19 protein-coding genes and 1 riboswitch are annotated in these 24,392 nt (G+C 69.2%); of the genes, 8 read left to right on the top strand and 11 right to left on the bottom strand.

All coding sequences use genetic code 11. From position 1 onward, the window contains the following. Positions 1-70: 70 nt before the first annotated feature. The gene (locus ACFPQ9_RS01070) at positions 71-310 is read left to right on the top strand and encodes a hypothetical protein (RefSeq protein ID WP_380844937.1); all 240 of its coding nucleotides are present in this window, start codon (positions 71-73) and stop codon (positions 308-310) included. Here the strand turns inward: ACFPQ9_RS01070 and ACFPQ9_RS01065 are convergent. The 3 genes from ACFPQ9_RS01065 to ACFPQ9_RS01055 all read right to left on the bottom strand — a co-directional run bounded on the left by ACFPQ9_RS01065 (position 223) and on the right by ACFPQ9_RS01055 (position 4,414). Then, entirely contained in the window at positions 223-1,236 is a 1,014-nt protein-coding gene (locus ACFPQ9_RS01065) for a ribonucleotide-diphosphate reductase subunit beta (RefSeq protein WP_380844934.1), read from the bottom strand. The two genes, ACFPQ9_RS01070 and ACFPQ9_RS01065, sit on opposite strands and share 88 nt — an antisense overlap. After that, entirely contained in the window at positions 1,236-3,593 is a 2,358-nt protein-coding gene (locus tag ACFPQ9_RS01060; RefSeq protein ID WP_380844931.1) for a ribonucleoside-diphosphate reductase subunit alpha, read from the bottom strand. The genes ACFPQ9_RS01065 and ACFPQ9_RS01060 overlap by 1 nt, the downstream gene beginning before the upstream one ends. 125 nt (positions 3,594-3,718) lie before the next feature. Next, a riboswitch (cobalamin riboswitch) is annotated at positions 3,719-3,855 on the bottom strand. A 52-nt stretch (positions 3,856-3,907) separates the two neighbouring features. Then, a complete protein-coding gene (locus tag ACFPQ9_RS01055) occupies positions 3,908-4,414 on the bottom strand; it encodes a GNAT family N-acetyltransferase (protein ID WP_380844928.1) in 507 nt (168 codons plus the stop codon). Between the two features lie 156 nt (positions 4,415-4,570). On the opposite strand from ACFPQ9_RS01055, the gene ACFPQ9_RS01050 reads away from it, so the two are divergent. After that, positions 4,571-8,188 (top strand): NACHT domain-containing protein, encoded by a 3,618-nt coding sequence (locus ACFPQ9_RS01050; protein ID WP_380844925.1) that lies wholly within the window; start codon positions 4,571-4,573, stop codon positions 8,186-8,188. A gap of 39 nt (positions 8,189-8,227) precedes the next feature. Here ACFPQ9_RS01050 and mctP read toward each other — a convergent pair whose 3' ends face one another. The 5 genes from mctP to ACFPQ9_RS01025 form a co-directional block, all read right to left on the bottom strand. After that, complete coding sequence (gene mctP / locus ACFPQ9_RS01045) at positions 8,228-9,856, bottom strand: monocarboxylate uptake permease MctP (RefSeq protein ID WP_380844922.1); 1,629 nt, start codon at positions 9,854-9,856, stop codon at positions 8,228-8,230. After that, a complete protein-coding gene (locus tag ACFPQ9_RS01040) occupies positions 9,853-10,119 on the bottom strand; it encodes a DUF3311 domain-containing protein (RefSeq protein ID WP_380844919.1) in 267 nt (88 codons plus the stop codon). The genes mctP and ACFPQ9_RS01040 overlap by 4 nt, the downstream gene beginning before the upstream one ends. Positions 10,120-10,258: 139 nt before the next feature. Next, a complete protein-coding gene (locus ACFPQ9_RS01035) occupies positions 10,259-10,456 on the bottom strand; it encodes a YbdD/YjiX family protein (protein WP_380844916.1) in 198 nt (65 codons plus the stop codon). Further along, positions 10,428-12,566, bottom strand: a complete 2,139-nt coding sequence (locus ACFPQ9_RS01030) for a carbon starvation CstA family protein (protein ID WP_380844913.1) — start codon at positions 12,564-12,566, stop codon at positions 10,428-10,430. Before ACFPQ9_RS01030 ends, ACFPQ9_RS01035 begins: the two co-directional genes overlap by 29 nt. Before the next feature lie 175 nt (positions 12,567-12,741). Further along, entirely contained in the window at positions 12,742-13,506 is a 765-nt protein-coding gene (locus ACFPQ9_RS01025; RefSeq protein WP_380844910.1) for a GntR family transcriptional regulator, read from the bottom strand. Positions 13,507-13,827: 321 nt separating this feature from the next. Between ACFPQ9_RS01025 and ACFPQ9_RS01020 the strand changes: the two genes are divergently transcribed. The 4 genes from ACFPQ9_RS01020 to ACFPQ9_RS01005 all read left to right on the top strand — a co-directional run bounded on the left by ACFPQ9_RS01020 (position 13,828) and on the right by ACFPQ9_RS01005 (position 18,505). Then, positions 13,828-15,105: an extracellular solute-binding protein gene (locus tag ACFPQ9_RS01020; protein ID WP_380844907.1), complete on the top strand. Its 1,278-nt coding sequence runs from the start codon at positions 13,828-13,830 to the stop codon at positions 15,103-15,105. 79 nt (positions 15,106-15,184) lie between these two features. Beyond that, positions 15,185-16,183: a carbohydrate ABC transporter permease gene (locus ACFPQ9_RS01015; protein ID WP_380844904.1), complete on the top strand. Its 999-nt coding sequence runs from the start codon at positions 15,185-15,187 to the stop codon at positions 16,181-16,183. Next, entirely contained in the window at positions 16,180-17,010 is an 831-nt protein-coding gene (locus ACFPQ9_RS01010) for a carbohydrate ABC transporter permease (RefSeq protein ID WP_380844901.1), read from the top strand. Before ACFPQ9_RS01015 ends, ACFPQ9_RS01010 begins: the two co-directional genes overlap by 4 nt. A 10-nt stretch (positions 17,011-17,020) precedes the next feature. Next, positions 17,021-18,505, top strand: a complete 1,485-nt coding sequence (locus tag ACFPQ9_RS01005; RefSeq protein ID WP_380844898.1) for a glycoside hydrolase family 3 protein — start codon at positions 17,021-17,023, stop codon at positions 18,503-18,505. A 94-nt stretch (positions 18,506-18,599) separates the two neighbouring features. Here the strand turns inward: ACFPQ9_RS01005 and nagB are convergent, their stop codons facing one another. Then, the gene (gene nagB / locus ACFPQ9_RS01000; RefSeq protein WP_380844895.1) at positions 18,600-19,385 is read right to left on the bottom strand and encodes a glucosamine-6-phosphate deaminase; all 786 of its coding nucleotides are present in this window, start codon (positions 19,383-19,385) and stop codon (positions 18,600-18,602) included. 263 nt (positions 19,386-19,648) lie between these two features. On the opposite strand from nagB, the gene ACFPQ9_RS00995 reads away from it, so the two are divergent. Next, a complete protein-coding gene (locus tag ACFPQ9_RS00995; protein ID WP_380844892.1) occupies positions 19,649-20,737 on the top strand; it encodes an SIS domain-containing protein in 1,089 nt (362 codons plus the stop codon). Positions 20,738-21,198: 461 nt separating this feature from the next. Then, positions 21,199-22,665 (top strand): sensor histidine kinase, encoded by a 1,467-nt coding sequence (locus tag ACFPQ9_RS00990; protein ID WP_380845192.1) that lies wholly within the window; start codon positions 21,199-21,201, stop codon positions 22,663-22,665. Between the two features lie 176 nt (positions 22,666-22,841). On the opposite strand, the gene ACFPQ9_RS00985 is transcribed toward ACFPQ9_RS00990, so the two are convergent. Beyond that, entirely contained in the window at positions 22,842-23,099 is a 258-nt protein-coding gene (locus ACFPQ9_RS00985; protein WP_006142322.1) for a WhiB family transcriptional regulator, read from the bottom strand. 319 nt (positions 23,100-23,418) lie between these two features. After that, complete coding sequence (locus ACFPQ9_RS00980) at positions 23,419-24,387, bottom strand: diacylglycerol/lipid kinase family protein (protein WP_380844887.1); 969 nt, start codon at positions 24,385-24,387, stop codon at positions 23,419-23,421. Positions 24,388-24,392: the final 5 nt, after the last annotated feature.

Below are 24,392 nucleotides of genomic sequence, written 5' to 3'. Positions count from 1 at the left end.
GGCAGTAAATCGAGGGTGCGCGGCAGTCCTGCCACTGTTCGTAAGGAGTGTCCGGCGCGACAGTGGTGTCATGAATACAGAACAGACACAGACACTGCTCGCCATGGTCGTCGTGCTGGGAATGTTCGCAGTCCTGGTCCTCCCGTCACTGATCGGGATCGTGCACGACCGGCGCATCGACCGTCAGATCAGGGAGGCCCAGGAACGCGACAAGATCGAGGCTCAGAAGTCCTCGTCCAGGTCGACGGTGCCCTCCACCGCCACCTGGTACGCCGACGGACGCCGCTCGAAGAAGTTGGTGAGCTCCTGAACACCCTGGAGCTCCATGAAGGAGAAGGGGTTCTCGGAGCCGTACACCGGAGCGAAGCCGAGCCGCGTCAGACGCTGATCGGCGACACACTCCAGGTACTGCCGCATCGAGTCGGTGTTCATGCCCGGGAGGCCGTCACCGCACAGGTCGCGCGCGAACTGCAGCTCGGCCTCGACGGCCTCCCGCAGCATGTCGGTGACCTGCTCCTTGAGCTGGTCGTCGAAGAGCTCCGGCTCCTCCTTGCGGACGGTGTCGACGACGTCGAACGCGAAGGACATGTGCATGGTCTCGTCGCGGAACACCCAGTTGGTGCCGGTGGCGAGGCCGTGCAGCAGGCCCCGGCTGCGGAACCAGTAGACGTACGCGAAGGCGCCGTAGAAGAAAAGGCCCTCGATGCACGCCGCGAAGCAGATCAGGTTGAGCAGGAAGCGGCGCCGGTCGGCCCGGGTCTGCAGGCTCTCCAGCTTCTCGACCTCGTTGATCCACTTGAAGCAGAACTCGGCCTTCTCGCGGATCGAGGGGATGTTCTCGACGGCGTCGAAGGCCGCCGCACGGTCCTCCGGGTCGGGCAGATAGGTGTCCAGCAGCGTCAGATAGAACTGGACGTGCACGGCCTCCTCGAACAGCTGGCGCGACAGATACAGGCGCGCCTCCGGGGAGTTGATGTGCTTGTACAGCGTCAGCACCAGGTTGTTCGCCACGATCGAGTCGCCCGTGGCGAAGAACGCGACCAGCCGGCCGATCATGTGCTGCTCGCCCTCGGACAGCTTCGCGAGGTCGGCGACGTCCGAGTGGAGGTCGACCTCCTCCACGGTCCAGGTGTTCTTGATGGCGTCCCGGTAGCGCTCGTAGAAGTCCGGGTAGCGCATGGGGCGCAGGGTGAGCTCGAAGCCCGGGTCGAGCAGGTTGGCGTTTCGGGCGGTCATTACTGGCAGGCCTCGCAGGACTCGGGGTTCTCAAGGGAGCAGGCGACGGCGTCTTCGGGCGTCGGCTGCTGTACGGGGATGGTGGCCTGGGCGGCACGGGCGATGCGGGTCGCCGGGCGCGAGCGCAGGTAGTACGTCGTCTTCAGACCCGACTTCCAGGCGTACGCGTACATCGAGGAGAGCTTGCCGATGGTCGGCGTCTCCAGGAACAGGTTCAGGGACTGCGACTGGTCCAGGAACGGGGTCCGGGCGGCGGCCATGTCGATCAGCCCGCGCTGCGGGATCTCCCACGCCGTGCGGTACAGCGCCCGTACGTCGGCCGGGATCCAGGCGAAGTCCTGCACCGAGCCGCCCGACTCGCGCAGCGCCTCACGGGTGCGGGCGTCCCAGACGCCGAGTTTCTTCAGATCCTGCACCAGGTAGGAGTTGACCTGGAGGAACTCGCCGGACAGCGTCTCGCGCTTGAACAGGTTGGAGACCTGCGGCTCGATGCACTCGTAGACACCGGCGATGGACGCGATGGTGGCGGTGGGCGCGATGGCCAGCAGCAGCGAGTTGCGCATGCCGGTGGTGGCGATACGGTCGCGCAGCGCGGCCCAGCGCTCCGGCCAGGTCAGGCGAACGCTCGCGAAATGGTCGGGGTGCAGGACACCCCTGGCCGTACGGGTCTTCTCCCAGGCCGGCAACGGGCCGCTGCGCTCGGCGAGGTCGGCGGACGCCTCGTACGCGGCGAGCATGATGCGCTCGGCGATACGCGTGGAGAGCTGCTTCGCCTCGGCCGAGTCGAACGGCAGCCGCAGTTTGAAGAAGACGTCCTGCAGGCCCATCGCGCCCAGGCCCACCGGCCGCCACTTGGCGTTGGACCGGCCCGCCTGCTCGGTCGGGTAGAAGTTGATGTCGACGACCCGGTCGAGGAAGGTGACGGCCGTGCGGACCGTCTCGTCCAGGCGCTCCCAGTCGATCTCCCCGTTGCTCACGAAGGCGCCGAGGTTGACCGAACCCAGGTTGCAGACCGCGGTCTCACCGTCGTCGGTGACCTCCAGGATCTCCGTGCACAGGTTGGAGGAGTGCACGACATGGCCCGGCACGGCCGTCTGGTTGGCGGTGCGGTTGGCGGCGTCCTTGAAGGTCATCCAGCCGTTGCCGGTCTGCGCGAGGGTACGCATCATGCGGCCGTACAGATCGCGGGCCGGGATGGTCCTGCGCGCGAGGCCGCGCTCCTCGGCCTCGCGGTAGGCCGCGTCGAACTCCTCGCCCCACAGGTCGACGAGCTCCGGAACGTCGGCGGGGGAGAACAGGGACCACTCACCGTCGGCGTCGACCCGGCGCATGAACTCGTCCGGGATCCAGTGCGCGAGGTTCAGGTTGTGCGTACGGCGGGCGTCCTCACCGGTGTTGTCCCGCAGCTCCAGGAACTCCTCGATGTCGGAGTGCCAGGTCTCCAGGTAGACCGCGGCCGCTCCCTTGCGCCGGCCGCCCTGGTTCACGGCGGCGACGGAGGCGTCCAGGGTCTTCAGGAACGGGACGATGCCGTTGGAGTGCCCGTTGGTGCCGCGGATCAGGGACCCGCGCGAGCGGATGCGGCTGTACGACAGGCCGATGCCGCCGGCGTGCTTCGAGAGGCGGGCGACCTGGTGGTAGCGGTCGTAGATGGAGTCCAGCTCGTCGATCGGGGAGTCGAGGAGATAGCAGGACGACATCTGGGGGTGCCGGGTGCCGGAGTTGAAGAGTGTGGGGGAGGACGGCAGATAGTCGAGGCGGCTCATCAGCCCGTAGAGCGCGGCGACTTCGTCCAGCGCGCGGACGCTGTCGTCCTCGGCGAGACCGGCGGCGACCCGGAGCATGAAGTGCTGCGGCGTCTCGATCACGCGACGGGTGATCGGGTGCCGGAGCAGGTAGCGGCTGTGCAGGGTGCGCAGGCCGAAGTAGCCGAAGCGGTCGTCGGCGGCGGTGTCGACGAGCACGTCCAGGCGGGCCGCGTGGATCCGCACGAACTCGGCGGTCCGGTCGGCGATGAGCCCCTCCCGATGCCCGACGGCGACCGACTCGGTGAAGGACGTCACCCCCTGCGAGGCGGCCTCGGCGGCGATGGAGATGGTCAGCAGCCGGGCGGCGAGCCTGCTGTAGGCGGGGTCCTCGGAGATGAGACCGGCCGCCGCCTCGGTGGCCAACTCGCGCAGCTCCGCCTCGTCGGCCCGGGCGGACCGGCCGCGCAGCGCGGCGGCGGCGACCCGGCCGGGGTCGGCGTCGGGGAGGTCGGCGGTCAGCTCGGTCAGGGTCCGCAGCAGCGCGGCACCGGGACCGTCGTTCTCCTGCTCGACCGCTGCTGAAGCCGGTTCGGCTGGCGCGATGGTCACGTGGGGCTCTCCCTCGCTCGGCACGGGGGCCTTGCGGAGGGCAGGGGGCAGCACACGAGCGCACGCGGCGTCGCGTCCACCGGCCCATTCCACGAGGCCCGGACGTCAGGGCGCACCGGCCGGGTCGGCCGGGCGCGCTGTCGGCAGGTCCTCGGACTGACTCCTGTGCAGACGTTCGGGAACAGACATGCACAAGTACACCGTTGCGGGACAGTTCCGGATTCACACCGGATTCCCCTGCGGCGACAGCGAGCATGAGCATACATCTTGTGCTCACCCGCCACGCCACCCCCAGATGTTGTGTCGCGCTGGTTTCAGAGCGTCAACTCATAAGTGAGGAGAGTGATGTCGACGAGCTGCGGGATCGGATTCCAGTCCCGCTCGGGTGTGCGAACGAAACCCAGCCGTTCGTAGATGCGGTGGGCGCCGTGCATGGTGCGCTGGGTCGACAGGACGATCCGTACGCAGCCCTCCGTGCCCCGGGCGCGGTCCACGCAGGCGCGGACGAGGGCCTCGCCGGCGCCGCGTCCACGGCCCGCCCGGTCGACGGCCAGCATCCGGATCTCGGCCTCGTCGGAGCGCGCGATGTCGGCCATGGGGCCGCCGCTCGGCACGAAGGTCACCCCGCCCAGCAGCCGGCCGTCCGCGACGGCCACGAGCACCTCGGCGGCCGCCGCGCGCTTGGCCACGGCCCTGAGCTCGCCGAGGTACTCGTCGCCCTCACCGAAGTCGAGGAGCCCGTCGTGGAGATAGGCCCGGGCGGTGATCTCGCCGAGCGCGTCGAACTCGCCGGGTTCCGCCGGCCGGATCGCGATGTCCATGGGCCCGAGTCTGCCGGACGGCCGGGCGGGCGGGCCCGGGGTTTTCCGCCGAGGGCCGCCGGGTTGCGGGGAGTTCCGGGAGTGCTTCCATGGAGATAGGTGTCGGCGCCCCGCGGCCGCTCCGTTTCGAGAGCTGTTCTCGGAAGGAGACGAACGATGACGAGGGTCGTCGGCAGCCCGCCCGGCAAGAAGCGGCCGCGCAACGCGCCGATGGCGACGCTGGCTCCGAGGCGGGCGGCCGACCGGGTCAGACACGGATTCGTGGGCCACCGGCACAGGATGGCGATCCGCCTGGAGGCCCGTGGTGGCACCGCCCGCCCCAAGAAGTGGCGCCGGTGGTTCACCTACACCAATGTCACCCGGGTCATCTGGACCGTGGCCGCGCTGGCCGTGCTCGCGTGGGTCGTGGAGGGCCTGTACATCGTGATCGCGGGTCATACGACCGGCTTCGAGAAGTGGCGGAAGGGCAACGACGGATTCGATACCTTCCTGCGCTTCCTCGGCCCGGTGCTCGCCGCGTCACTGGCCGCCGCCCTCTTTCTGTTCTGGTGGTACCGGTGGACCAAGCGTCGCTATCTCGCCAAGGCGCAGGACGCTCCCCACCGGCTGGTCCTCACCGCCGGCCCGGACACCGCAGAGATCGTGGGCCGGGAGGAGATCGCCCAGGTCATCGCCGAGCGACTGCGGGACCGCTCCACCCGTCGGCCGTATCTGCTGGTCGGCGGCGTCGGCGTGGGCAAGACCGCCGTCCTGGTACGGCTCACCGAACTGCTGGCGGAGCACAACGCCGTACCCGTGCCGATCCGGCTGCGGGACGCGAACGGCGCCACCGACCTGGACTTCGAGCGCATGGCCAAGCAGCGCTTCACCGAAGAGGCACCCCGGGGCATCCTCGCGCGCACCAAGACCGAGCGGGTCTGGCAGCAACTCCTCGCCGACGACAAGCCGGTCGTCATCGCCGACGGACTGGAGGAGGCGCTCCTCGGCGACGGCCTCGAACAGAACCGGGACAACATCATCAGGCGGGCCATCGAGCGTGCCTACGAGGAGAAGCTGCCCCTGGTCATCGCGTCCCGGCCGCACAGCCCGCTGGAGAGCACCCCGGCCGCGATCGTGGAGCTGGAACCGCTCAGCGAGGAGGACGCGCTGCGGTTCGTGCAGGCACGTGTCCCGGAGACGGACGAGCGCCGCGTCGACTGGATCGTGGAGACGGCGGAGGTGACCGAGTCGCCCGTCTACCTCCAGATCGCCCGTGAACTGCACCGTCACGGCGCCCTGGAGCACGACCGGCCGGACAACGACCCGCAGCACATGAACACCCGCAGCCGTGACCGCGGCATGCTGCGGCTGTGGCTGCTGGAGACCTGGGACGAGGCGCTGTGCGAGGGCCGGCTGCGCCGGGACGTCGCCCTCAGCCGGCGCGAGCGCCGCGACGCCGTCGAGGTGGTCTCCGCCCTGGCCTGCGTGGGACTGCTCCAGGACAAGCTGGAGGTCGGCCTCGGGGAACTGTTCGACTCGGACGTCCACCCCGGCCCGATGCGGCGCGCGCAGGCCCGCGCCGAGCACCTGTGGGCCGGCGGACGCGGCTTCGACCGGTACGGCAGGCGCGGGAACGTCTTCTCCGAGTGGCACCGACAGCAGATCTGGGACGTGCTGTGCCGGCGGATCGGCCCGGACGAGAGGAAGCGGCTGCGCGGGGGCAACATGGACCAGTGCCGCGCCGCCCTCGCCCGGATCGCGCGCAACGCCGACAGGCTGGGCCTGGTGGAGGGCTTCGAGCGCAAGGTCCGTTTCCCGCACAGCATCATCCAGGCCTACTTCGGCTACCGCGTACTGCGACAGCTGGGGGAGCGGGGCGCAGGGGAACTCGTCGAGCACGTGCTCCAGCCGCCCGGACCCAGCCGTGAACTGCTCATGGCCCTGGTGCTGTTGTCGCGCCGCCGGGCCACGGGGGTCAGGGCCCGCCGGGAAGGCGTCCGCGCCGAGGTGACCAAGGAGATCGAGGAACGGCTCCGCCGCTCACGGGTGCGCGGGCACACCCTGGCCCACCGGCTCTGCCGGGCCGCGGAACGCCGCACGGACGATCCGAAGGCGCTCGACCTCTACGCGGCCGCCGTGGAGATCGAGAGCGTGGAGGACGCGCCGCGGCTGCTCGGCCACATCCTGGACGAGGTGCTCGGGACCTGGGCCGGTTTCAAGGGCGACCGGCGCAGCCTCGACGACGCCAAACTGAGGCTGCTCAGGCAGTTCGGGGCCGCCCTGCGGAGCGTCTCCGACCGGATCGACACCACACCGCTGTACGAGCAGTTCGTGCAGATCGGCGTGAAGGAGCCCTCCTACTCGATACGCCTGGCCGTCGCCCAGGAGTTCGGCACCGGCGGTAACGCGGCGTTCGCCGTGATCCGCGGCCGGATCGGGCTGAGCACCGACCCCGTGGAGGAGTACAACGACCGGCTCGGCGAGCTGCGGGCCTGGAAGCGCCGGGAGTACGAGCAGTGGGCCGAGCACATGGCACGGGCGCGGGCCACGAGCGCGCCCTCCAGGGCCAGGACCGAGCGCATCGCCCGGCTCCAGCAGGACCGGCGCACGCTCAATCAGGAGTACCGCAGGAAACGGGTCGTTCTGTTCCGGGAGTTCGTGATGCGTGCCTGGATGATCCCCATGCTGCTGGGCTCCGTCGACGAGGCGCACCGTGACGAGGCCCGCGAACGCCTCACCAAGTGGCTGCGCCACCTGGACCCCAAGGCCACCGGCGGCACCCCCGATCTGCCGCTCGCCCTGGAGGCCGCGCTGGCCCAGGGCTTCAAGTACGCGGCCAACCGCCGGATCCGGCATCCACAGGCCGACCAGGGCGGTCGCGACGATCTGATCCGGCAGGCGGAGACCGTGCTCCAGCAGTCCCGGTGCTGGTACGCGCAGGTCATGCTGCTCCAGGCGCTGTGCCTGTGGGAGCTCCCCGACATCGTGGGCGTCCATGAGCAGCAGGCGCACACCACGCCGGGCGGGGACGGGCACGCCGGCGGACGCGAGCCGCACCGGACGCTGGGCGGGGCGACCGCCGTGCAGACAGTGGAGCGCTGGCTGTCGATGGCCGGCACCGTGAACCGGCCACCCGGGCATCCCGAAGCGAACGGCGCCTCGCCCCGGCAGTCCCTGCATCCGTTCGTCGCCGAAGCGGGCGACCTGGTGGCCCTCGCGCTGGAGACCGGGCAGCCCGAGCGGTACCTCTGGATCGACGAGAAGGGGGTCGCCGACAACATCGGCGCCCGCACCGGCAGCCGCGAGTGGTACCGCAGGCACAACCTCTGGATCCCGCCCTCGGTCGGCTGGAGCACCCTCGACGCGCGTGCCCAGTGCCTGGTCGCCGATGTGCTGGTGATGCTGAACCTCATCGAACGGGACGGGCATCCGGACGAGGTCGAGGAGCGGATGACCCGGGCGGAACAGCCGGGGACGTCGCTGCCGCCCTGCATCAGCGGCGACCGCGGCCCGCTGCGCCCCGGCCTGCGGGCCGGCATGGGGGACCCGCCCACACCCGGCGCGACCTGCCTGCCCGACTGCAAGTTCCAGCTCTGTCCGTACCCGCCCCGGGGCTGTGTGCCGCGCGGGGAGATCCGCGAGCCGTTCTGCCGTCAGCAGCAGGCCCTGCTGCCGGGACGGATGCGCCGTCACCTGCCCAGGCTGCTGCACAGGAAGACACCGAGCTGGGTCGGCATGCGCGTCCGTGAACTCGACGGCTTCTGGCAGCAGATGGCCGGGCGTACCCGCAGTTAGTGCGGTACGCCCGGCCAGGGTGCGGGTGGATCCGGTGTGTCAGTGGCTCGAACCCGCCGTCGCCGGGGGCAGTTCGACCTGGACGCCGGGGTCGCCCGCATCGGCCGTGTAGTCCTCGGGCTTCGTCTCGTCGATGCCCTCGGGGGCCTTCGCCGCCTTCAGGGCGAACGTCAGGACCACCGTGACGACGACGTTGAGCACGAACGCGGTCAGGCCGATGTAACCGATCTCACCGATACCCGGGATCTCCTTCGCCGAGCCGCCGAAGTGCTTCTGGGTCGGGGAGGCGACGCCGTACGCGGCGACCGTGCCGTAGATCATGCCGACCGCCCAGCCGGCCAGCAGGGCCCAGCGGTGGAACCAGCGGGTGAACAGGCCGCCGACCAGGGCCGGGAAGGTCTGCAGGATCCAGATGCCGCCCAGCAGCTGGAAGTTGATGGCGACCGTCTTGTCCATCGTCAGCACGAAGACCAGCGCGCCCACCTTCACCAGCAGGGAGACCAGTTTGGAGACCTTGGTCTCCTGCGCGGGCGTGGCGTCGGGCTTGATGAAGTCCTTGTAGATGTTGCGGGTGAAGAGATTCGCGGCCGCGATGGACATGATGGCCGCCGGGACGAGGGCGCCGATGCCGATCGCCGCGAAGGCCACGCCCGCGAACCAGTCGGGGAACATGTTCTCGAACAGCTGCGGGATCGCCAGCTGGCCGTTCTGCACCTTGATGCCGGCCGCGATCGCCATGAAGCCCAGCAGCGCCAGCAGGCCCAGCATCAGGGAGTACAGCGGCAGGATCGTGGTGTTGCGGCGGATCACCTCACGGCTGCGCGAGGACAGCGTCGCGGTGATCGAGTGCGGGTACATGAACAGCGCGAGAGCGGAGCCCAGCGCCAGAGTGGCGTACGTCCACTGCCCCGCCTCGGCCGGGACCAGCGCACCGCGCGGCGCGCCCGTGGCCGGGTTGGTCTGGCTGTACGCCTCGCCCGCCTTGGCGAAGATCTCGTCGAAGCCGCCCAGCTTGATCGGGATGTAGATGATCGCCACCGCGATGACGATGTAGATCAGCGTGTCCTTCACGAACGCGATCAGCGCGGGGGCACGAAGGCCCGAGGAGTAGGTGTACGCCGCCAGCACGCCGAACGCGATGAGCAGCGGCAGGTCCTTGATGAACCAGTTGGTGTTCTCGCCGCCGCCCACGCCCATCACGTCGAGCACCGCCTGGATGCCGACCAACTGGAGCGCGATGTACGGCATCGTCGCCAGGATGCCGGTGACGGCCACCGCCAGCGACAGTCCCTTCGAGCCGAACCGGCCGCGCACGAAGTCCGACGTCGTGACGTAGCCGTGCTTGTGGGACACCGACCACAGGCGGGGGAGGAACGTGAAGATCAGGGGGTACACCAGGATCGTGTACGGCACCGCGAAGAAGCCCGCCGCGCCGGCCGCGTAGATCGCCGCCGGGACCGCCACGAACGTATACGCCGTGTACAGGTCGCCGCCGAGCAGGAACCAGGTGACCCAGGTGCCGAACGACCGGCCGCCCAGGCCCCATTCGTCGAGGCTGTGCTCGTTCTCGGCCTTGCGCCAGCGCGCGGCCAGGAAGCCCATGACCGTGACGGCCAGGAAGAAGAAGATGAAGACGCCGAGCGCGACGCCGTTCACGCCGTCGTTCATTCCGCCGCACCGCCCTTCTGGGAAGCGCGGGCACGCTGGTCACGCTGCCACAGCTTGTACGCCACCATCGTCAGCAGCGTGGAGATCAGCACCCAGAGCATCTGGTACCAGTAGAAGAACGGGACGCCGGCGAACGCCGGGTCGGTCTTGGCGTACGAACCGACCCACAGCATCGCCACGAACGGTGCGACGAGACAGAGCGCGATGACGACCCGTACAGGCGTCACCACCGGCCCTCTGTTCACTTCTGGGGCATCTGACATCTGACGGCTCCGTCCCCTCACTGATCACCTGAGAAACGCCCGGGCAATGTAGGTGACGGTGCAACTACAGCGGAAGACCCTGTCCGCATATCGGATGTGGAGGATTGGTGTGCACGGCACTCACAGGGAGCCGGCGCGCTCAGCAGCAGCGGAACCCCTGGCGCGGGTCGGCCTCCTGACGGTCCGTCCGCATCCGTTCGAAGTCACGCCGGGAGGGCACCCGGGCGTCCGGATGCCGATGCCGTACATGCGTGACATAGCGGTCGTACGCCGACTCGTCGGTCAGCTCCCGCAGGTACCAGCGGACGCTACGGAGTACGCGCCGAAGCGAGTGCATCGCGCTCCTCCTCCTTCTCCTCCTTGGTCGGGAACAGCCCCGCCGGAGCGATGATCTTCGACTCGACGTACGGTGCCTCGCTCAGCGTGGACAGCGCCGGGCGCCGGATGTGCCGGACGCAGACGCGGGCGGCGTCGGCGATCACGACGACGATCAGGATCGCGAGGGCCGCCGTCAGGACGCCGTCCACCGTGGAGTTGGTGACCACGGTGTGCATGTCGTCCATGGACTTGGCGGGCGGCAGCACCTCGCCCCGGTCGATGGCGTCCTGGAAGACCTGGCGCTGCTTGAAGAAGCCGACCTTCGGGTCGCTGGAGAACACCTTCTGCCAGCTGGCGGTCAGGGTGACCGTCGCGTCCCAGACGAGCGGAACCCCCGTGATCCAGGCCCACTTGAGGCGCCCGGACTTCACCAGCAGGGTCGTGCAGACGGCGAGCGCCACGGCCGCGAGCAACTGGTTGGAGATGCCGAAGATCGGGAAGAGCTGGTTGATGCCGCCGAGCGGCTCGTGGACGCCGACCCAGAGGAAGTAGCCCCACAGGCCGCACACGATCGCGCTGGTGATGGCCAGACCGGGCTTCCAACTGACGTTCTTGAAGGGCCGGTAGACGTTGCCCAGCATGTCCTGGAGCATGAACCGGCCCACTCGGGTGCCGGCGTCCAGCGCGGTCAGGATGAACAGCGCCTCGAACATGATCGCGAAGTGATACCAGAAGGCACGCAGGCCACCGCCCGTGACCTGCGAGAAGATCTCCGAGACTCCGATGGCCAGGGTGGGTGCGCCGCCGGTCCGGGAGAGCAGGGACGCCTCCTCGACGTTCTCCGCCGCCCGCGCGAGCGCCTCCGGGGAGATCTGGTAGCCCCAACTGCCCACCACCTGCGAGGCGTTCTGCACGGTGTCGCCGATGACCCCGGCGGGCGCGTTCATCGCGAAGTACAGGCCCGGGTCGATGATGCTCGCCGCGACCAGCGCCATCACGGCGACCGACGACTCCATCAGCATGGAGCCGTAGCCGATCATCCGGACCTGCGTCTCCTTCTGGATCATCTTCGGCGTCGTACCGGAGGAGATGAGCGCGTGGAAGCCGGACAGGGCGCCGCAGGCGATGGTGATGAAGACGAAGGGGAAGAGCGAGCCGGCGAAGACGGGGCCGTCGCCGCGGGAGGCGAAGTCCGTGACCGGGTCCATCTTCAGCGTCGGCAGGGCCACGACCACGCCGAGGGCGAGCAGGAAGATCGTGCCGATCTTCATGAAGGTGGACAGGTAGTCGCGGGGCGCCAGCAGCATCCACACCGGCAGGATCGAGGCGATGAAGCCGTACGCCACCATCCACACGACCAGCGTCGAGGGCGTGAGGGTGAAGGTGTCGGCCCAGGACGACTCGGCCACCCAGCGGCCCGCGACCAGCGCGAGCAGCAGCAGGGCGACGCCGATGGCGGAGACCTCGCTGACCCGGCCGGGGCGCAGGACCCGCAGGTAGAAGCCCATCAGCAGGGCGATCGGGATCGTCATCGCGATGGAGAAGGTGCCCCAGGGGGACTGCGCGAGGGCGTTGACGATGACCAGGGCCAGCACACCGAGCAGGATGATCATGATGACGAAGGTGGCCACCAGCGCGGCCGCGCCGCCGAACGGGCCGATCTCCTCGCGTGCCATCTGGCCCAGCGAGCGTCCGTCACGGCGGGTGGAGAAGAACAGCACCACCATGTCCTGGACCGCGCCCGCGAAGATGACACCGGCGATGATCCAGATCGTGCCCGGCAGATACCCCATCTGCGCGGCCAGCACGGGCCCCACCAGCGGGCCGGCCCCGGCTATCGCCGCGAAGTGGTGACCGAGCAGGACCCGGCGGTCGGTGGGGTGGAAGTCGATGCCGTTGTTGAGGCGTTCGGCCGGGGTGGCCCGGGTCCGGTCGACCTTCAGGACCTTGTACGCGATGAACTTGGCGTAGAAGCGGTACGCGATGGCGTACGAGCCGAGGGCGGCGGCGACCATCCAGGCGGCGGAGACCTCCTCGCCCCGGGAGAGCGCGAGGACGGTCCAGCCGGCGGCACCGACCAGCGCGACGAGCGTCCAGATGACGACGGTTCGGGGGTTCGCGGTACGCACCGGGTGGTCCTCCCGTCCATGGGGTGACGGGAGGAACGTAGAACAGGAGCGGCAGTTGCGCTACACCGCGGTTGCGCTCCGCCAGGTGTGCCGTGAGGTAGTCATGTGTCTGCGGCGCCGTCGTGGCTGGTCGCGCAGTTCCCCGCGCCCCTGGGGGTGTTGCCGTACTGTCGGCTCAGTCGGCGGGCCGCTTCAGCCTCGCCACGAACTTGTACCGGTCCCCCCGGTACACCGACCGCACCCACTCCACCGGCTGTCCGTCCCGGTCCAGGGAGTGGCGGGAGAGCATCAGCATCGGCAGGCCCACGTCCGTGCCCAGCAGGCCCGCCTCGCGGGGGGTGGCCAGGGAGGTCTCGATGGTCTCCTCGGCCTCGGCGAGATGGACGTCGTAGACCTCGGCGAGCGCGGTGTAGAGGGAGGTGTACTTCACGAGGCTGCGGCGCAGCGCCGGGAAGCGCTTGGCGCTGAGGTGGGTCGTCTCGATGGCCATCGGCTCGCCGTTGGCCATGCGCAGCCGCTCGATGCGCAGCACCCGGCCGCCGGCCGTGATGTCGAGCAGGTCGGCGAGCCGGTCGTCGGCGGTGATGTAGCCGATGTCGAGGAGCTGGGAGGTGGGCTCCAGGCCCTGGGCGCGCATGTCCTCGGTGTAGGAGGTGAGCTGGAGCGCCTGGGAGACCTTCGGCTTGGCGACGAACGTGCCCTTGCCCTGGATGCGCTCCAGACGCCCCTCGACGACCAGCTCCTGCAGGGCCTGGCGGACGGTCGTGCGCGAGGTGTCGAACTCGGCGGCCAGGGTGCGCTCGGGCGGGACCGGAGTACCCGGCGCCTGGGTCTCGGTCATGTCCAGGAGGTGCTTCTTCAGGCGGTAGTACTTGGGCACGCGGGCGGTACGGACTGTGGTGCCGTTCTCGTTCTCCGCACTGCTGACGTCGGTGCTCATGCTTCGCCTTCCCGGCTCCGGATGCGGGTCACATCGTGATCCCTTCTATATACCGTCGCCGTCTCTTTTGGTCTAGTCCACAGCGCCAAGTGGTCTAGCGGACGAGAGTACTCCGGCATCAGGGTTTTCGCTGACTTCTTACTTAAAGGTTCCTTCATATGTAGGTCGCATAACGGCTGGTCAGGCCCCTTTCCATGCCCCTTGACACGCTTTCTGGTCTGGTCCAAGCTCCCCGTACTGGTCTACACCATTGGTCCAGGTCCCGGCCCAACGCTCGTGCGGGGAGGCAGGGGGGTTTGTGGCATCCCTGAGGAGGGTGGCGTGAAGCGCAAGCTGATATCCGCGATAGGTGTCGCGGGCATGATGATCTCCCTGGCGGCGTGCGGGGGCGACAACGGTGACGGAGGCGACAAGGCCGGCGCCGACGGCTACGCCGGCGAGACGCTCACGGTGTGGGTGATGGACGGCTCCTCCCCGGACCAGTGGCAGAAGGACGTCCAGGCAGCCTTCGAGAAGAAGACCAAGGCCAAGGTCAAGTTCGAGATCCAGCAGTGGAACGGCATCCAGCAGAAGCTGACCACCGCCCTGTCGGAGGAGAACCCGCCGGACGTCTTCGAGATCGGCAACACCCAGACCCCGGCCTACGCCAAGACCGGCGGCCTCGCGGATCTGGCCGACCTCAAGTCCGAGATCGGCTCCGACTGGGTCGCGTCCCTGAACGAGTCCTCCATCTTCGAGGGCAAGCAGTACGCGGCGCCGTGGTACTTCGCCAACCGTGTCGTCCTCTACAACAAGAAGGTCTGGGCCGACGCCGGCATCAAGGACACGCCCAAGACCCGCGACGAGTTCTACGCCGACCTCAAGCAGATCGGCGAGAAGACCGACGCCGAGCCCCTCTACCTGCCCGGCCAGAACTGGTACCACTTCGTCGGCCTCACCATCGGCGAAGGCGTCCAGCTGGTGAAGGAGCAGGACGGCAAGTACGTCTCCAACCTCGACGACCCGAAGGTCGCCGCCGCCATGGAGACGTACAAGAAGTTCCAGGCGCTGTCCAAGGCCCCCAAGGACAAGGACGAGGCCACCCCGCAGCAGGGCGAGGTCTTCGGCAAGGGCAACGTCGGCGCCTTCATCGGCATGGGCTGGGAAGCCGGCATCGCCATCAAGGCCAACCCGAAGATCGAGAAGGAGATCGGCTACTTCACGATCCCGGGTGCCACGGCCGACAAGCCCGAGGGTGTCTTCCTCGGCGGCTCCAACCTCGCGGTCGCCGCGGGCAGCAAGAAGCAGGAGCTCGCCAAGGAGTTCCTGAAGATCGCGCTGTCCGACCAGTACGAGGGCGAGCTGGCCAAGCTCAACGGCGTCATCCCGAACAAGGAGGCCCTGCAGTCCAACCTGAAGGGCAACGTCGTCGCCGAGGCCGCCGCGCCGGCCGCCGCCGGCGGTGGCACCACGCCGCTGATCCCGGAGTGGGCGGCCGTGGAGAACGCGCCCAACCCGGTCAAGACGTACATGACCGCCGTGCTGAACGGTAAGTCGCCGGCCGAGGCGGCCAAGCAGGTCGAGGACGAGTTCAACAAGCGTCTGGCCCAGCAGCAGTAGGCGCACCGGGGGAGGGAGGCCGCTCACAGCGGCCTCCTTCCCCGCGTATCGGCAGGTCTAGGAGGAAGTGAACGCGAGCATGACCGTGCAGACCGAACGGCCGCCCTCCGGCCCGGCGGATGTCCACAAGTCGGCAGGGGGCGGGGGATCCGGAAGGCCGAACCCGAGAGCGTCCCGCATCGGAGCGCTCGCCCCCTACCTACTGCTGCTGCCCGCCTGCGCGGCCTCCGTGCTGCTGCTCGGCTGGCCGCTGCTGAAGGACCTGCTGCTGTCGTTCCAGAACCTCAACATGGCGCAGCTGATCCAGCACGTCACCGAGTGGAACGGCATCGACAACTACACCGAGGTCCTCACCGGCGAGGAGTTCTGGCGGGTCACCCTCCGCTCGATCCTGTTCACGGCGGTCAACGTCGGCCTGACCATGTTCCTCGGCGGGCTCGTCGGGCTGCTGCTCGCCCGGCTCGGCAAGCGCATGCGGTTCACGCTGATGATGGGCCTGGTGCTGGCCTGGGCCATGCCCGTGGTCGCCGCCACCACCGTCTACCAGTGGCTCTTCGCCCAGCGCTTCGGCGTGGTCAACTGGGTGCTGGACAAGCTCGGCTGGCACTCCATGGCCGACTACAGCTGGACCAGCGACCAGATGTCGACGTTCTTCGTCGTCACCGTGCTCATCGTCTGGATGTCCATCCCGTTCGTCGCGATCAACCTCTACGCCGCCACGACGACCATCCCGGCCGAGCTCTACGAGGCCGCCGCCCTCGACGGCGCCGGCGCCTGGAAGAGCTTCACCACGGTCACCCTGCCGTTCCTGCGGCCCTTCCTCTACGCGACGACCTTCCTGGAGATCATCTGGATCTTCAAGGCGTTCGTGCAGGTCTACACCTTCAACCAGGGCGGCCCCGACCGTCTCACCGAGATCCTGCCCGTCTACGCCTACATCGAGGGCGTCGGCAACCAGCACTACGGCATGGGCGCGGCCATCGCCTTCCTGACCATCCTGATCATGATCGGCCTGACCGCCTACTACCTGCGGATCGTGCTCAAGCAAGAAAAGGAACAAGAGGAGGCCGGGCTGTGAAGCGCTCGCTCATCGGCCGCGTCTGGCCCAACGTCACGGCCGTCGTCCTGTTCGTCGGCTTCGTCTTCCCCGTGTACTGGATGATCGCCACGGCCTTCAAGCCGACCGGCGACATCGTCTCCGAGGACCCGGTCTGGTTCCCGACCGACGTCACCCTCGAGCATTTCCGGACGGCGACCGGCGCCGACCACTTCTGGACGTTCGTCACCAACTCGCTGACCGTCACCGTCCTGGCCGTCGTGTTCTCGCTGGTCATCGCGCTGGCCGGGTCCTTCGCCCTGGCGCGGATGCGGTTCAAGGGGCGCCGCGGCTTCATCGTCGGCTTCATGCTCGCCCAGATGGCACCCTGGGAAGTCATGATCATCGCGATGTACATGATCGTCCGGGACGCGTCGATGCTCAACAGCCTCGTCCCGCTGACGGCCTTCTACACGATGATGATCCTGCCGTTCACCGTCCTCACGCTGCGCGGCTTCGTCGCGGCTGTGCCCGCGGAGCTGGAGGAGTCGGCCATGGTCGACGGCTGCACCCGTATGCAGGCGTTCCGCCGGGTCATCCTGCCGCTGCTCGCGCCGGGCCTGATGGCCACCTCGATGTTCGGCTTCATCACCGCCTGGAACGAGTTCGCCCTGGTCCTGGTGCTGAACAAGGACGCCGAGGCCCAGACGCTGCCGCTGTGGCTGACCAGCTTCCAGACCGTCTTCGGCAACGACTGGGGTGCCACGATGGCCGCCTCGACCCTCTTCGCCGTCCCGATCCTGATCCTCTTCGTCTTCCTGCAACGCAGGGCTGTCAGCGGCCTGACGGCCGGCGCCGTGAAGGGATAACGCCACCCCGATGACGACATTCGCCAGCGGTACCGACACCCTCACGCGCGACGCGCTGACGGTTCTCCAGCCCGGCTTCACCGGCACCACCGCCCCCGACTGGCTGCTGCGCCGGCTCGGCGAGGGCCTCGCCTCCGTCGGCCTGTTCGGCCGCAACATCGCCACGCCCGAGCAAGTGGCCGCGCTGACGGCCCAGTTGCGGGCCGAGCGCGACGACGTCCTGGTCGCGATCGACGAGGAAGGGGGTGATGTGACGCGGCTGGAGGTCAGGACCGGCTCCAGCTTCCCCGGCAACCACGCCCTCGGCGCGGTGGACGACGTGGAGCTGACCCGTGAGGTGGCCGCCGAGCTCGGCCGGCGCCTGGCCGCCTGCGGGGTGAACCTCAACTGGGCCCCGTCGGCGGACGTGAACTCCAACCCCGCGAACCCGGTGATCGGCGTGCGCTCCTTCGGCGCGGACACGGCCCTGGTCGCCCGCCACACGGCGGCTTATGTGGCCGGCCTCCAGTCGGCCGGCGTGGCGGCCTGCACCAAGCACTTCCCGGGCCACGGCGACACGGCGGTCGACTCCCACCACGCCATGCCCCGGATCGACGCGGACGCCTCGGTCCTGGCCGATCGTGAACTCGCCCCGTTCCGCGCGGCGATCGCCGCCGGCTCGCGGGCGGTGATGAGCGCGCACATCCTCGTCCCCGCGCTCGACCCGGACCACCCGGCGACCCTCTCCCGCCCGGTCCTGACCGACCTCCTGCGCGACGAGCTCGGCTACACCGGCCTGATCGTCACCGACGGCATGGAGATGCAGGCCATCGCCGCCACCTACGGCATCGAACGCGGCAGCGTCCTCGCCATCGCGGCCGGCGCCGACGCGATCTGCGTGGGCGGCGGGCTCTCGGACGACGAGACGGTACGGCGCCTGCGGGACGCGCTGGTCGGCGCCGTCCGCTCCGGCGAACTGGCCGAGGCACGGCTGGCGGAGGCGGCCGAACGCGTCCGCGAGCTGGCCCGCTGGACGGCGACGGCGGCACCGGCGGCCGACGGCGAGGGCCGGACGGACATCGGCCTGGTCGCCGCCCGCCGAGCCCTGAGGCAGACCGCCGCCTCACCCTTCACCCCGCTCACCGAGGCGCCGTACGTCGCCGCCTTCACCCCGGTCGCGAACATCGCGGTCGGCGACGAGACCCCGTGGGGCGTGGCGGCCGAACTGGTCCGCCTCCTCCCCGGCACACGGACGGGCAGCTTCACGGGCGAGGGCGCGGCCCGAGCGGCCCTCGAAGCGGCCGGCGACCGCCGGGTCGTGGCCGTGGTCCGCGACGAACACCGCCACCCCTGGATGGCGGCGGCCCTGGACGACCTGCTGACGGCCCGCCCCGACACGATCGTGGTCGAGATGGGCGTCCCCCAGGCGGCTGCTCGCGGCGCCCTGCACATCGCCACCCACGGCGCGGCCCGAGTATGCGGCCGAGCGGCAGCGGAGGTCATCGCGGGGCAGTAGAGGCAACGACAGGAAAGGCGCCGGCCCCTTCACAGGGGACCGGCGCCTTCAGCGTCGTGAGGGGTGGGGGGCGGTGTAGATGCGTGGCTCCGCCCTAAATCCCCTGCCACCCCGGCTTGTTGGCGTACGTGTGCCGGAAGTAGTCGGCCAGCTTCAGCTTCGACGCGGCTGCCTCGTCGACCACGACCGTGGCGTGCGGGTGCAGTTGCAGCGCCGAGGCGGGGCAGACGGCCGCGACCGGCCCCTCGACAGTTGCCGCGACGGCATCCGCCTTGCCCTCGCCGGTGGCCAGCAGCACCAGGTGCCGCGCCTCCAGGATCGTCCCGATCCCCTGGGTGATGACGTGGTGCGGCACCTGCTCGATGTCCCCGTCGAAGAACCGCGCGTTGTCGATCCGGGTCTGCTCGGTCAGCGTCTTGATCCGGGTCCGCGAGGCCAGCGACGAACAGGGCTCGTTGAACCCGATGTGCCCGTCGGTCCCGATCCCGAGCAACTGGAGGTCCACGCCCCCGGCGGCGGTCAGTGCCGCGTCGTACGCCTCGCACGCGCCCTGTACGTCCTCGGCCGTGCCGTCCGGCCCCATGAACGCGTCCATCCCGATCCCGAGCGGCTCCAGCACCTCGCGCCGCAGCACCGAACGGTAGGACTCCGCGTGCTCGGCGGGCAGCCCCACATACTCGTCGAGCTGGGCGATCCGCACCCGCGAGGTGTCCACGGCGCCGGCGCGCACCTTGGCCGCCAGGGCCGCGTAGATGGGCAGCGGCGTCGACCCGGTGGCCACGCCGAGCACGGCGTCGGGCTTGCGCCCGAGGAGCCGCGCCATGGCCTCGGCTATCAGCTCGCCACCCGCCTTGGCGTCCGGAACGATGACAACTTCCACGCTGGGCCTGCCGATCTGAAGAGGGACTCGAAGGGCACCCTGAAGGGGCATGTGGTTTAGACCAATCTAACAGAGCGGGGCCCCGCGGCCCAGGTGCACGAAAGCCCGCGGAGATTTCGATACGGGCATTTCCAGAGCCCGTCGGGCAGGCGCCATTCCCCCTGGGGGAGTGGAATGGACACTGTCCGCCCGGACGGCTCGCCCGGACCGTCCGAGGTGAGTCGTCAAGCCCGGCACGATGAGCGCGACACCAGGAAGGGCCCATGACCACTACGACCCCGTACCCGCCCGACCCCCAGGCCCCGCACCACCACCTCCCCGGCCGGATCATGGCCCGCGAGACGGCCGAACAGCCCGCCGTGCTGCGCCGGATCCTGTCCCAGGGCGCCCCCGCCGTCCGCGAGGTCGCCCGCGAGATCGCCGCCCGCTCCCCGCGCTTCGTCCTGCTCACCGCCCGCGGCACCTCCGACAACGCCGCGCTCTACGCCAAGTACCTCCTGGAGATCCGCCTCGGCCTGCCCTGCGGTCTGGCCTCGATGTCGACGACCACGGCCTACGGCGCCCGCCCCGACCTCACCGACGTCCTCGTCATCACCGTCAGCCAGTCCGGTGGCTCCCCGGACCTGGTCGCCTCCACACGGGCCGCCCGCGAGGCCGGCGCGATCACCCTCGCGGTGACCAACAACCCCGACTCCCCGCTGGCCGGCGTCTCCGAGTACCACCTCGACATCATGGCCGGACCGGAACGGGCCCTTCCCGCGACCAAGACGTATACGGCCTCCCTCCTCGCCCTCTACCTCTTCGTCGAAGGTCTGCGCGACGGCGACGGCGCCGCCGCCGAGGTCCTCCCGGACATCGCCGAGCGCCTGCTCGCCCGGCAGGACGAGGTCCGCGCCCTGGCCGCCCGCTACCGCTTCGCCGAACGCATGGTGATCACCTCGCGCGGCTACGGCTACCCGACGGCCAAGGAGGCCGCCCTGAAGCTGATGGAGACCAGCTACATCCCGGCGCTCGCCTACTCCGGCGCCGACCTCCTGCACGGGCCCCTCGCCATGGTCGACAACGTCTCCCCGGTCATCGCGGTCGTCCCCGACGGCAAGGGCGGCGAGGCCCTGCGGCCCGTCCTCGAACGACTCCGTGGCCGCGGCGCCGACCTGGTCGTCATCGGCCCCCGGCACCAGGTCGAACAGGCCTCGGCCGGCTTCGTCCTGCCCACCGAGGACGTCGCCGAGGAGGTCCAGCCGATCCTGGAGATCCTCCCGCTCCAGCTCCTGGCCTACGAGGTCACCATCGCCCGAGGTCAGGACCCGGACGCGCCGCGGGCTCTGGCGAAGGTGACGGAGACTCGCTGATCGTGGAAATTGCCATGTCCATCTGGCCCCGCACATGAACCCACACGGGTTAGGCTGCGTGGTGTATGTGAGGGTGCCCTGTCAGTTCCTCAACTGGTTCGGAGCCCGCGAGAAAGACGTCAACAGCAAACACGCTCCAACGCATGGACACACCAGAGTGGTCTAGTCCACAATGCCAAGGAGTGCGTGGCTACGAGAACGCACCGACTTCCGTCTTCCCCGCACAGGAAGGCGGACCGAGGAACCGGAGCTCTCTGCCCTGACTGCCCCGGGTCCTCATCCTCGGCCGACCGGGACCGCACACCCCACGGCCGATATTGCTCCGGGCTGCGGTGCCGGGAGGGTTGAGGGTCCCTCTCAGGCGCCGCGGCCCGCGGGTGTTTTCATGGCCGGATCTCCCTCATAGCGGCCGGTTTCCAGCCATGTCCGTACCGCCAGGTACGCTCGGCCACGTGCCCTCCATGAACGAACTCGTACGCCAGCACACGGCCCTCGACGACTCCGACCTCGAGTGGCTCCACCTGCTGGTCTCGGAGTGGCAGTTGCTCTCCGACCTCTCCTTCGCCGACCTCGTGCTGTGGGTCCCCACCAGCGACGGCACCCGCTATGTCTCCGTGGCCCAGATGCGGCCCAACACCGGCCCGACCTCGTACCAGGACGACATGGTGGGCCATCTCGTCCCGCGCGGCCGCCGCCCGATGCTGGATGCCGCGCTCGACGAGGGCCGGATCGTGCGCGAGGGCGACCCCGAGTGGCGCGAGGAGGTACCGGTCCGCGTCGAGTCGATTCCGGTACGACGGGACGGGCGCGTCCTGGGTGTCATCGCGCGCAACACCAACCTGCTGACCGTACGCACCCCGAGCCGCCTGGAGCTCACGTACCTCCAGAGCGCCTCGGATCTCGCGCAGATGATCGCGGCAGGATCGTTCCCGTTCGCCAATCAGCAGGTCGACATGGACGCCTCACCGCGCGTCGGCGACGGCCTGATCCGCCTCGACGCCGACGGCCTCGTCCAGTACGCCTCCCCGAACGCGCTGTCCGCCTATCACCGCCTCGGCCTCGCCGCCGACCTCGTCGGCCACCACCTCGGCAGGACCACCGCCGAACTCGCCCCGACCCACGGGCCGGTGGACGAGGCGCTCGCCAAGGTCGCCAGCGGGTGGGCGCCCCGCAACTTCGAGATCGAGGCCAATGACGGGGTCATCCAGCTCCGCGCGATCCCGCTCAAGCCCAAGGGCACCCGCGTCGGTTCGCTGGTGCTGCTCCGGGACGTCACCGAACTGCGCCGCCGCGAGCAGGAGTTGATCACCAAGGACGCCACCATCCGGGAGATCCACCACCGGGTGAAGAACAACCTCCAGACGGTGGCGGCCCTGCTCCGCCTCCAGGCCCGGCGCATCGAGTCCGAACGCGGCCGTGAGGCACTGGAGGAGGCGGTACGGCGCGTCGGATCGATCGCGATCGTGCACGAGACGCTCTCCCAGAACCTCGACGAGCGCGTGGAGTTCGACGAGATCGCCGACCGGGTGCTGGCCATGGTCGCCGAGATCTCACCCGGCAAGGTCAACGGCCGGCGCACCGGCCGCTTCGGCATCCTCGACGCGGAGGTCGCCACTCCGCTGTCGATGGTCCTGACCGAGATCCTCCAGAACGCCCTGGAACACGGCTTCCGCGAGGGCGAGACCGGAACCGTCGAGGTCACGGCGGTCCGCGGCGGTACGACGAAACAGGCCCGCCTGCTGGTCACGGTGCAGGACGACGGAGTGGGCCTGCCCGAGGGCTTCGACCCGCACACCGCGGGCAACCTCGGCCTGCAGATCGTACGGACCCTGGTGGAGGGCGAGTTGGGCGGCTCGTTCGACATGGTGCCGGCGCCGGAGCGGGGGACCCGGGTGATCCTCGACATCCCGGTGCGGGCGCACAAATAGGCGAAGGGCGTCCGGACAGCAAAGAGCCCCAGCCCGTTCAGGGGGCTGGGGCTCAACATGCTCGTTGCCGGCATTCGCCGCGCATCGGGGGTACTGCGCGCTGCGGCTCGGGGGCGGGAGATGCGTACTCGCTGTACGCGCCGCCAAGCTCAGGCTGTTTTAGCGGGGCGGGTGTGTCAGGCGGAGGCCTGACGGGCCCGGTTGCGGGCGGCGCGGCGCTTCATGGCGCGGCGCTCGTCCTCGCTGAGACCACCCCAGACGCCGGAGTCCTGGCCGGACTCGAGCGCCCACTGCAGACACTGATCCATAACGGGGCAGCGGCGGCAGACGGCCTTGGCTTCCTCGATCTGCAGCAGCGCAGGACCGGTGTTGCCGATGGGGAAGAAGAGCTCGGGGTCTTCCTCGCGGCAAACGGCGTTGTGACGCCAGTCCATGGCTGCTACCTCTCCTTGGTATTACGTGCTGATTGCTTGTGAATGTGAACGCTTTCACGAATCCCTCAACAAGTGAAGGGCCGACCGCCAGGTTCCCTGGCGAGGTCCTGTGATTCGAAGAGGGGTTCCGGTGATCAGTGGAGGCCGGTCTTGCGGGCCGTCCCGATCGCCACGTAGAGACTCGCAAACCTCAGCGACGGATACAACCCCTTCCGGAAAGTTTTTTTTGATTCCTCGGTGTCGACTAGGTCACAGCCGTACTTCCATGGGGTGGATCCTGGCCTAAACGTTCGAGTGAAAGGACTTTAGCCCGTTCCGCTCACACAATCACACGCAGTGCACGGCGTACGCCTGTGAACGTCACGCTCGTACGCAGCCCGAGGTGGTCGCCGTCCATCTGAAGGGGCAACGGCACCTTCGAATGCAAGGTGAACTGGTCCAGGTCGTGCAGCGTGAGCGCATGCTTCCCACGGGCCCCGCGCTCGGGGGACGAAGTGAGCAACTGGGTGGCATACCGGGCAACCGCGGCGGTGGACATCCGGCTGAGACCGAGTACGTCGAGGCCTGTATCGAACGAAGCCTTAGGCGCCGCGTACACCGGACGATTGCCCAGATACGTCCACGGAGCCGTGTTGCAGACTATGGACAGCACCAAATCGGTCACCGGGTCCTCGCCCGGCCGCTCCAGCGTGATCGTGCCGTGCCGCCGGTTGGGCTCCTGGAGGAACTGGCGTACCACCTGGCGCAGATAAAGGGCGTGCGTGGATTTCTTGCCCCGCTCGCGCTGCTGTTCGACCCGGCCGACGACACCCGCGTCGAAGCCGAGCCCCGCGCAGAAGGTGAACCATCTGGCGGGAACGCCCTCGTCCTCGGTGCCCGGGGTGCCCGCCGCGATCCCCATGCCGACGGTGCGTTCGCTGCCCTCGCGCAGTGCGTCGAGCAGGGCGCCGGTCGCCTCGACGGCGTCGTTGGGCAGGCCGAGGGCGCGGGCGAAGACGTTGGTGGAGCCGCCGGGGACCACGGCGAGGCCGGGCAGGCCCTCCGGATCGGGGCCGTTGTGCAGCAGTCCGTTGACGACCTCGTTCACGGTGCCGTCGCCGCCGAGGGCGACCACCAGGTCTATGTCGTCGCTCTCCGCCGCCTGCCGGCCGAGGTCGCGGGCGTGGCCGCGGTACTCGGTGGTGACCGCCTCCAGCTTCATCTCGCTGGCGAGCGCATGGATCAGGACATCGCGCGTACGTGCGCTTGTGGTGGTTGCTGCCGGATTGACCACGAGAAGTGCACGCATGGGTT

This window comes from Streptomyces coerulescens (genome assembly GCF_042657965.1).
GTDB classification, from domain to species: domain Bacteria; phylum Actinomycetota; class Actinomycetes; order Streptomycetales; family Streptomycetaceae; genus Streptomyces; species Streptomyces coerulescens.
This window is presented reverse-complemented; position numbering and strand designations above follow the sequence as displayed.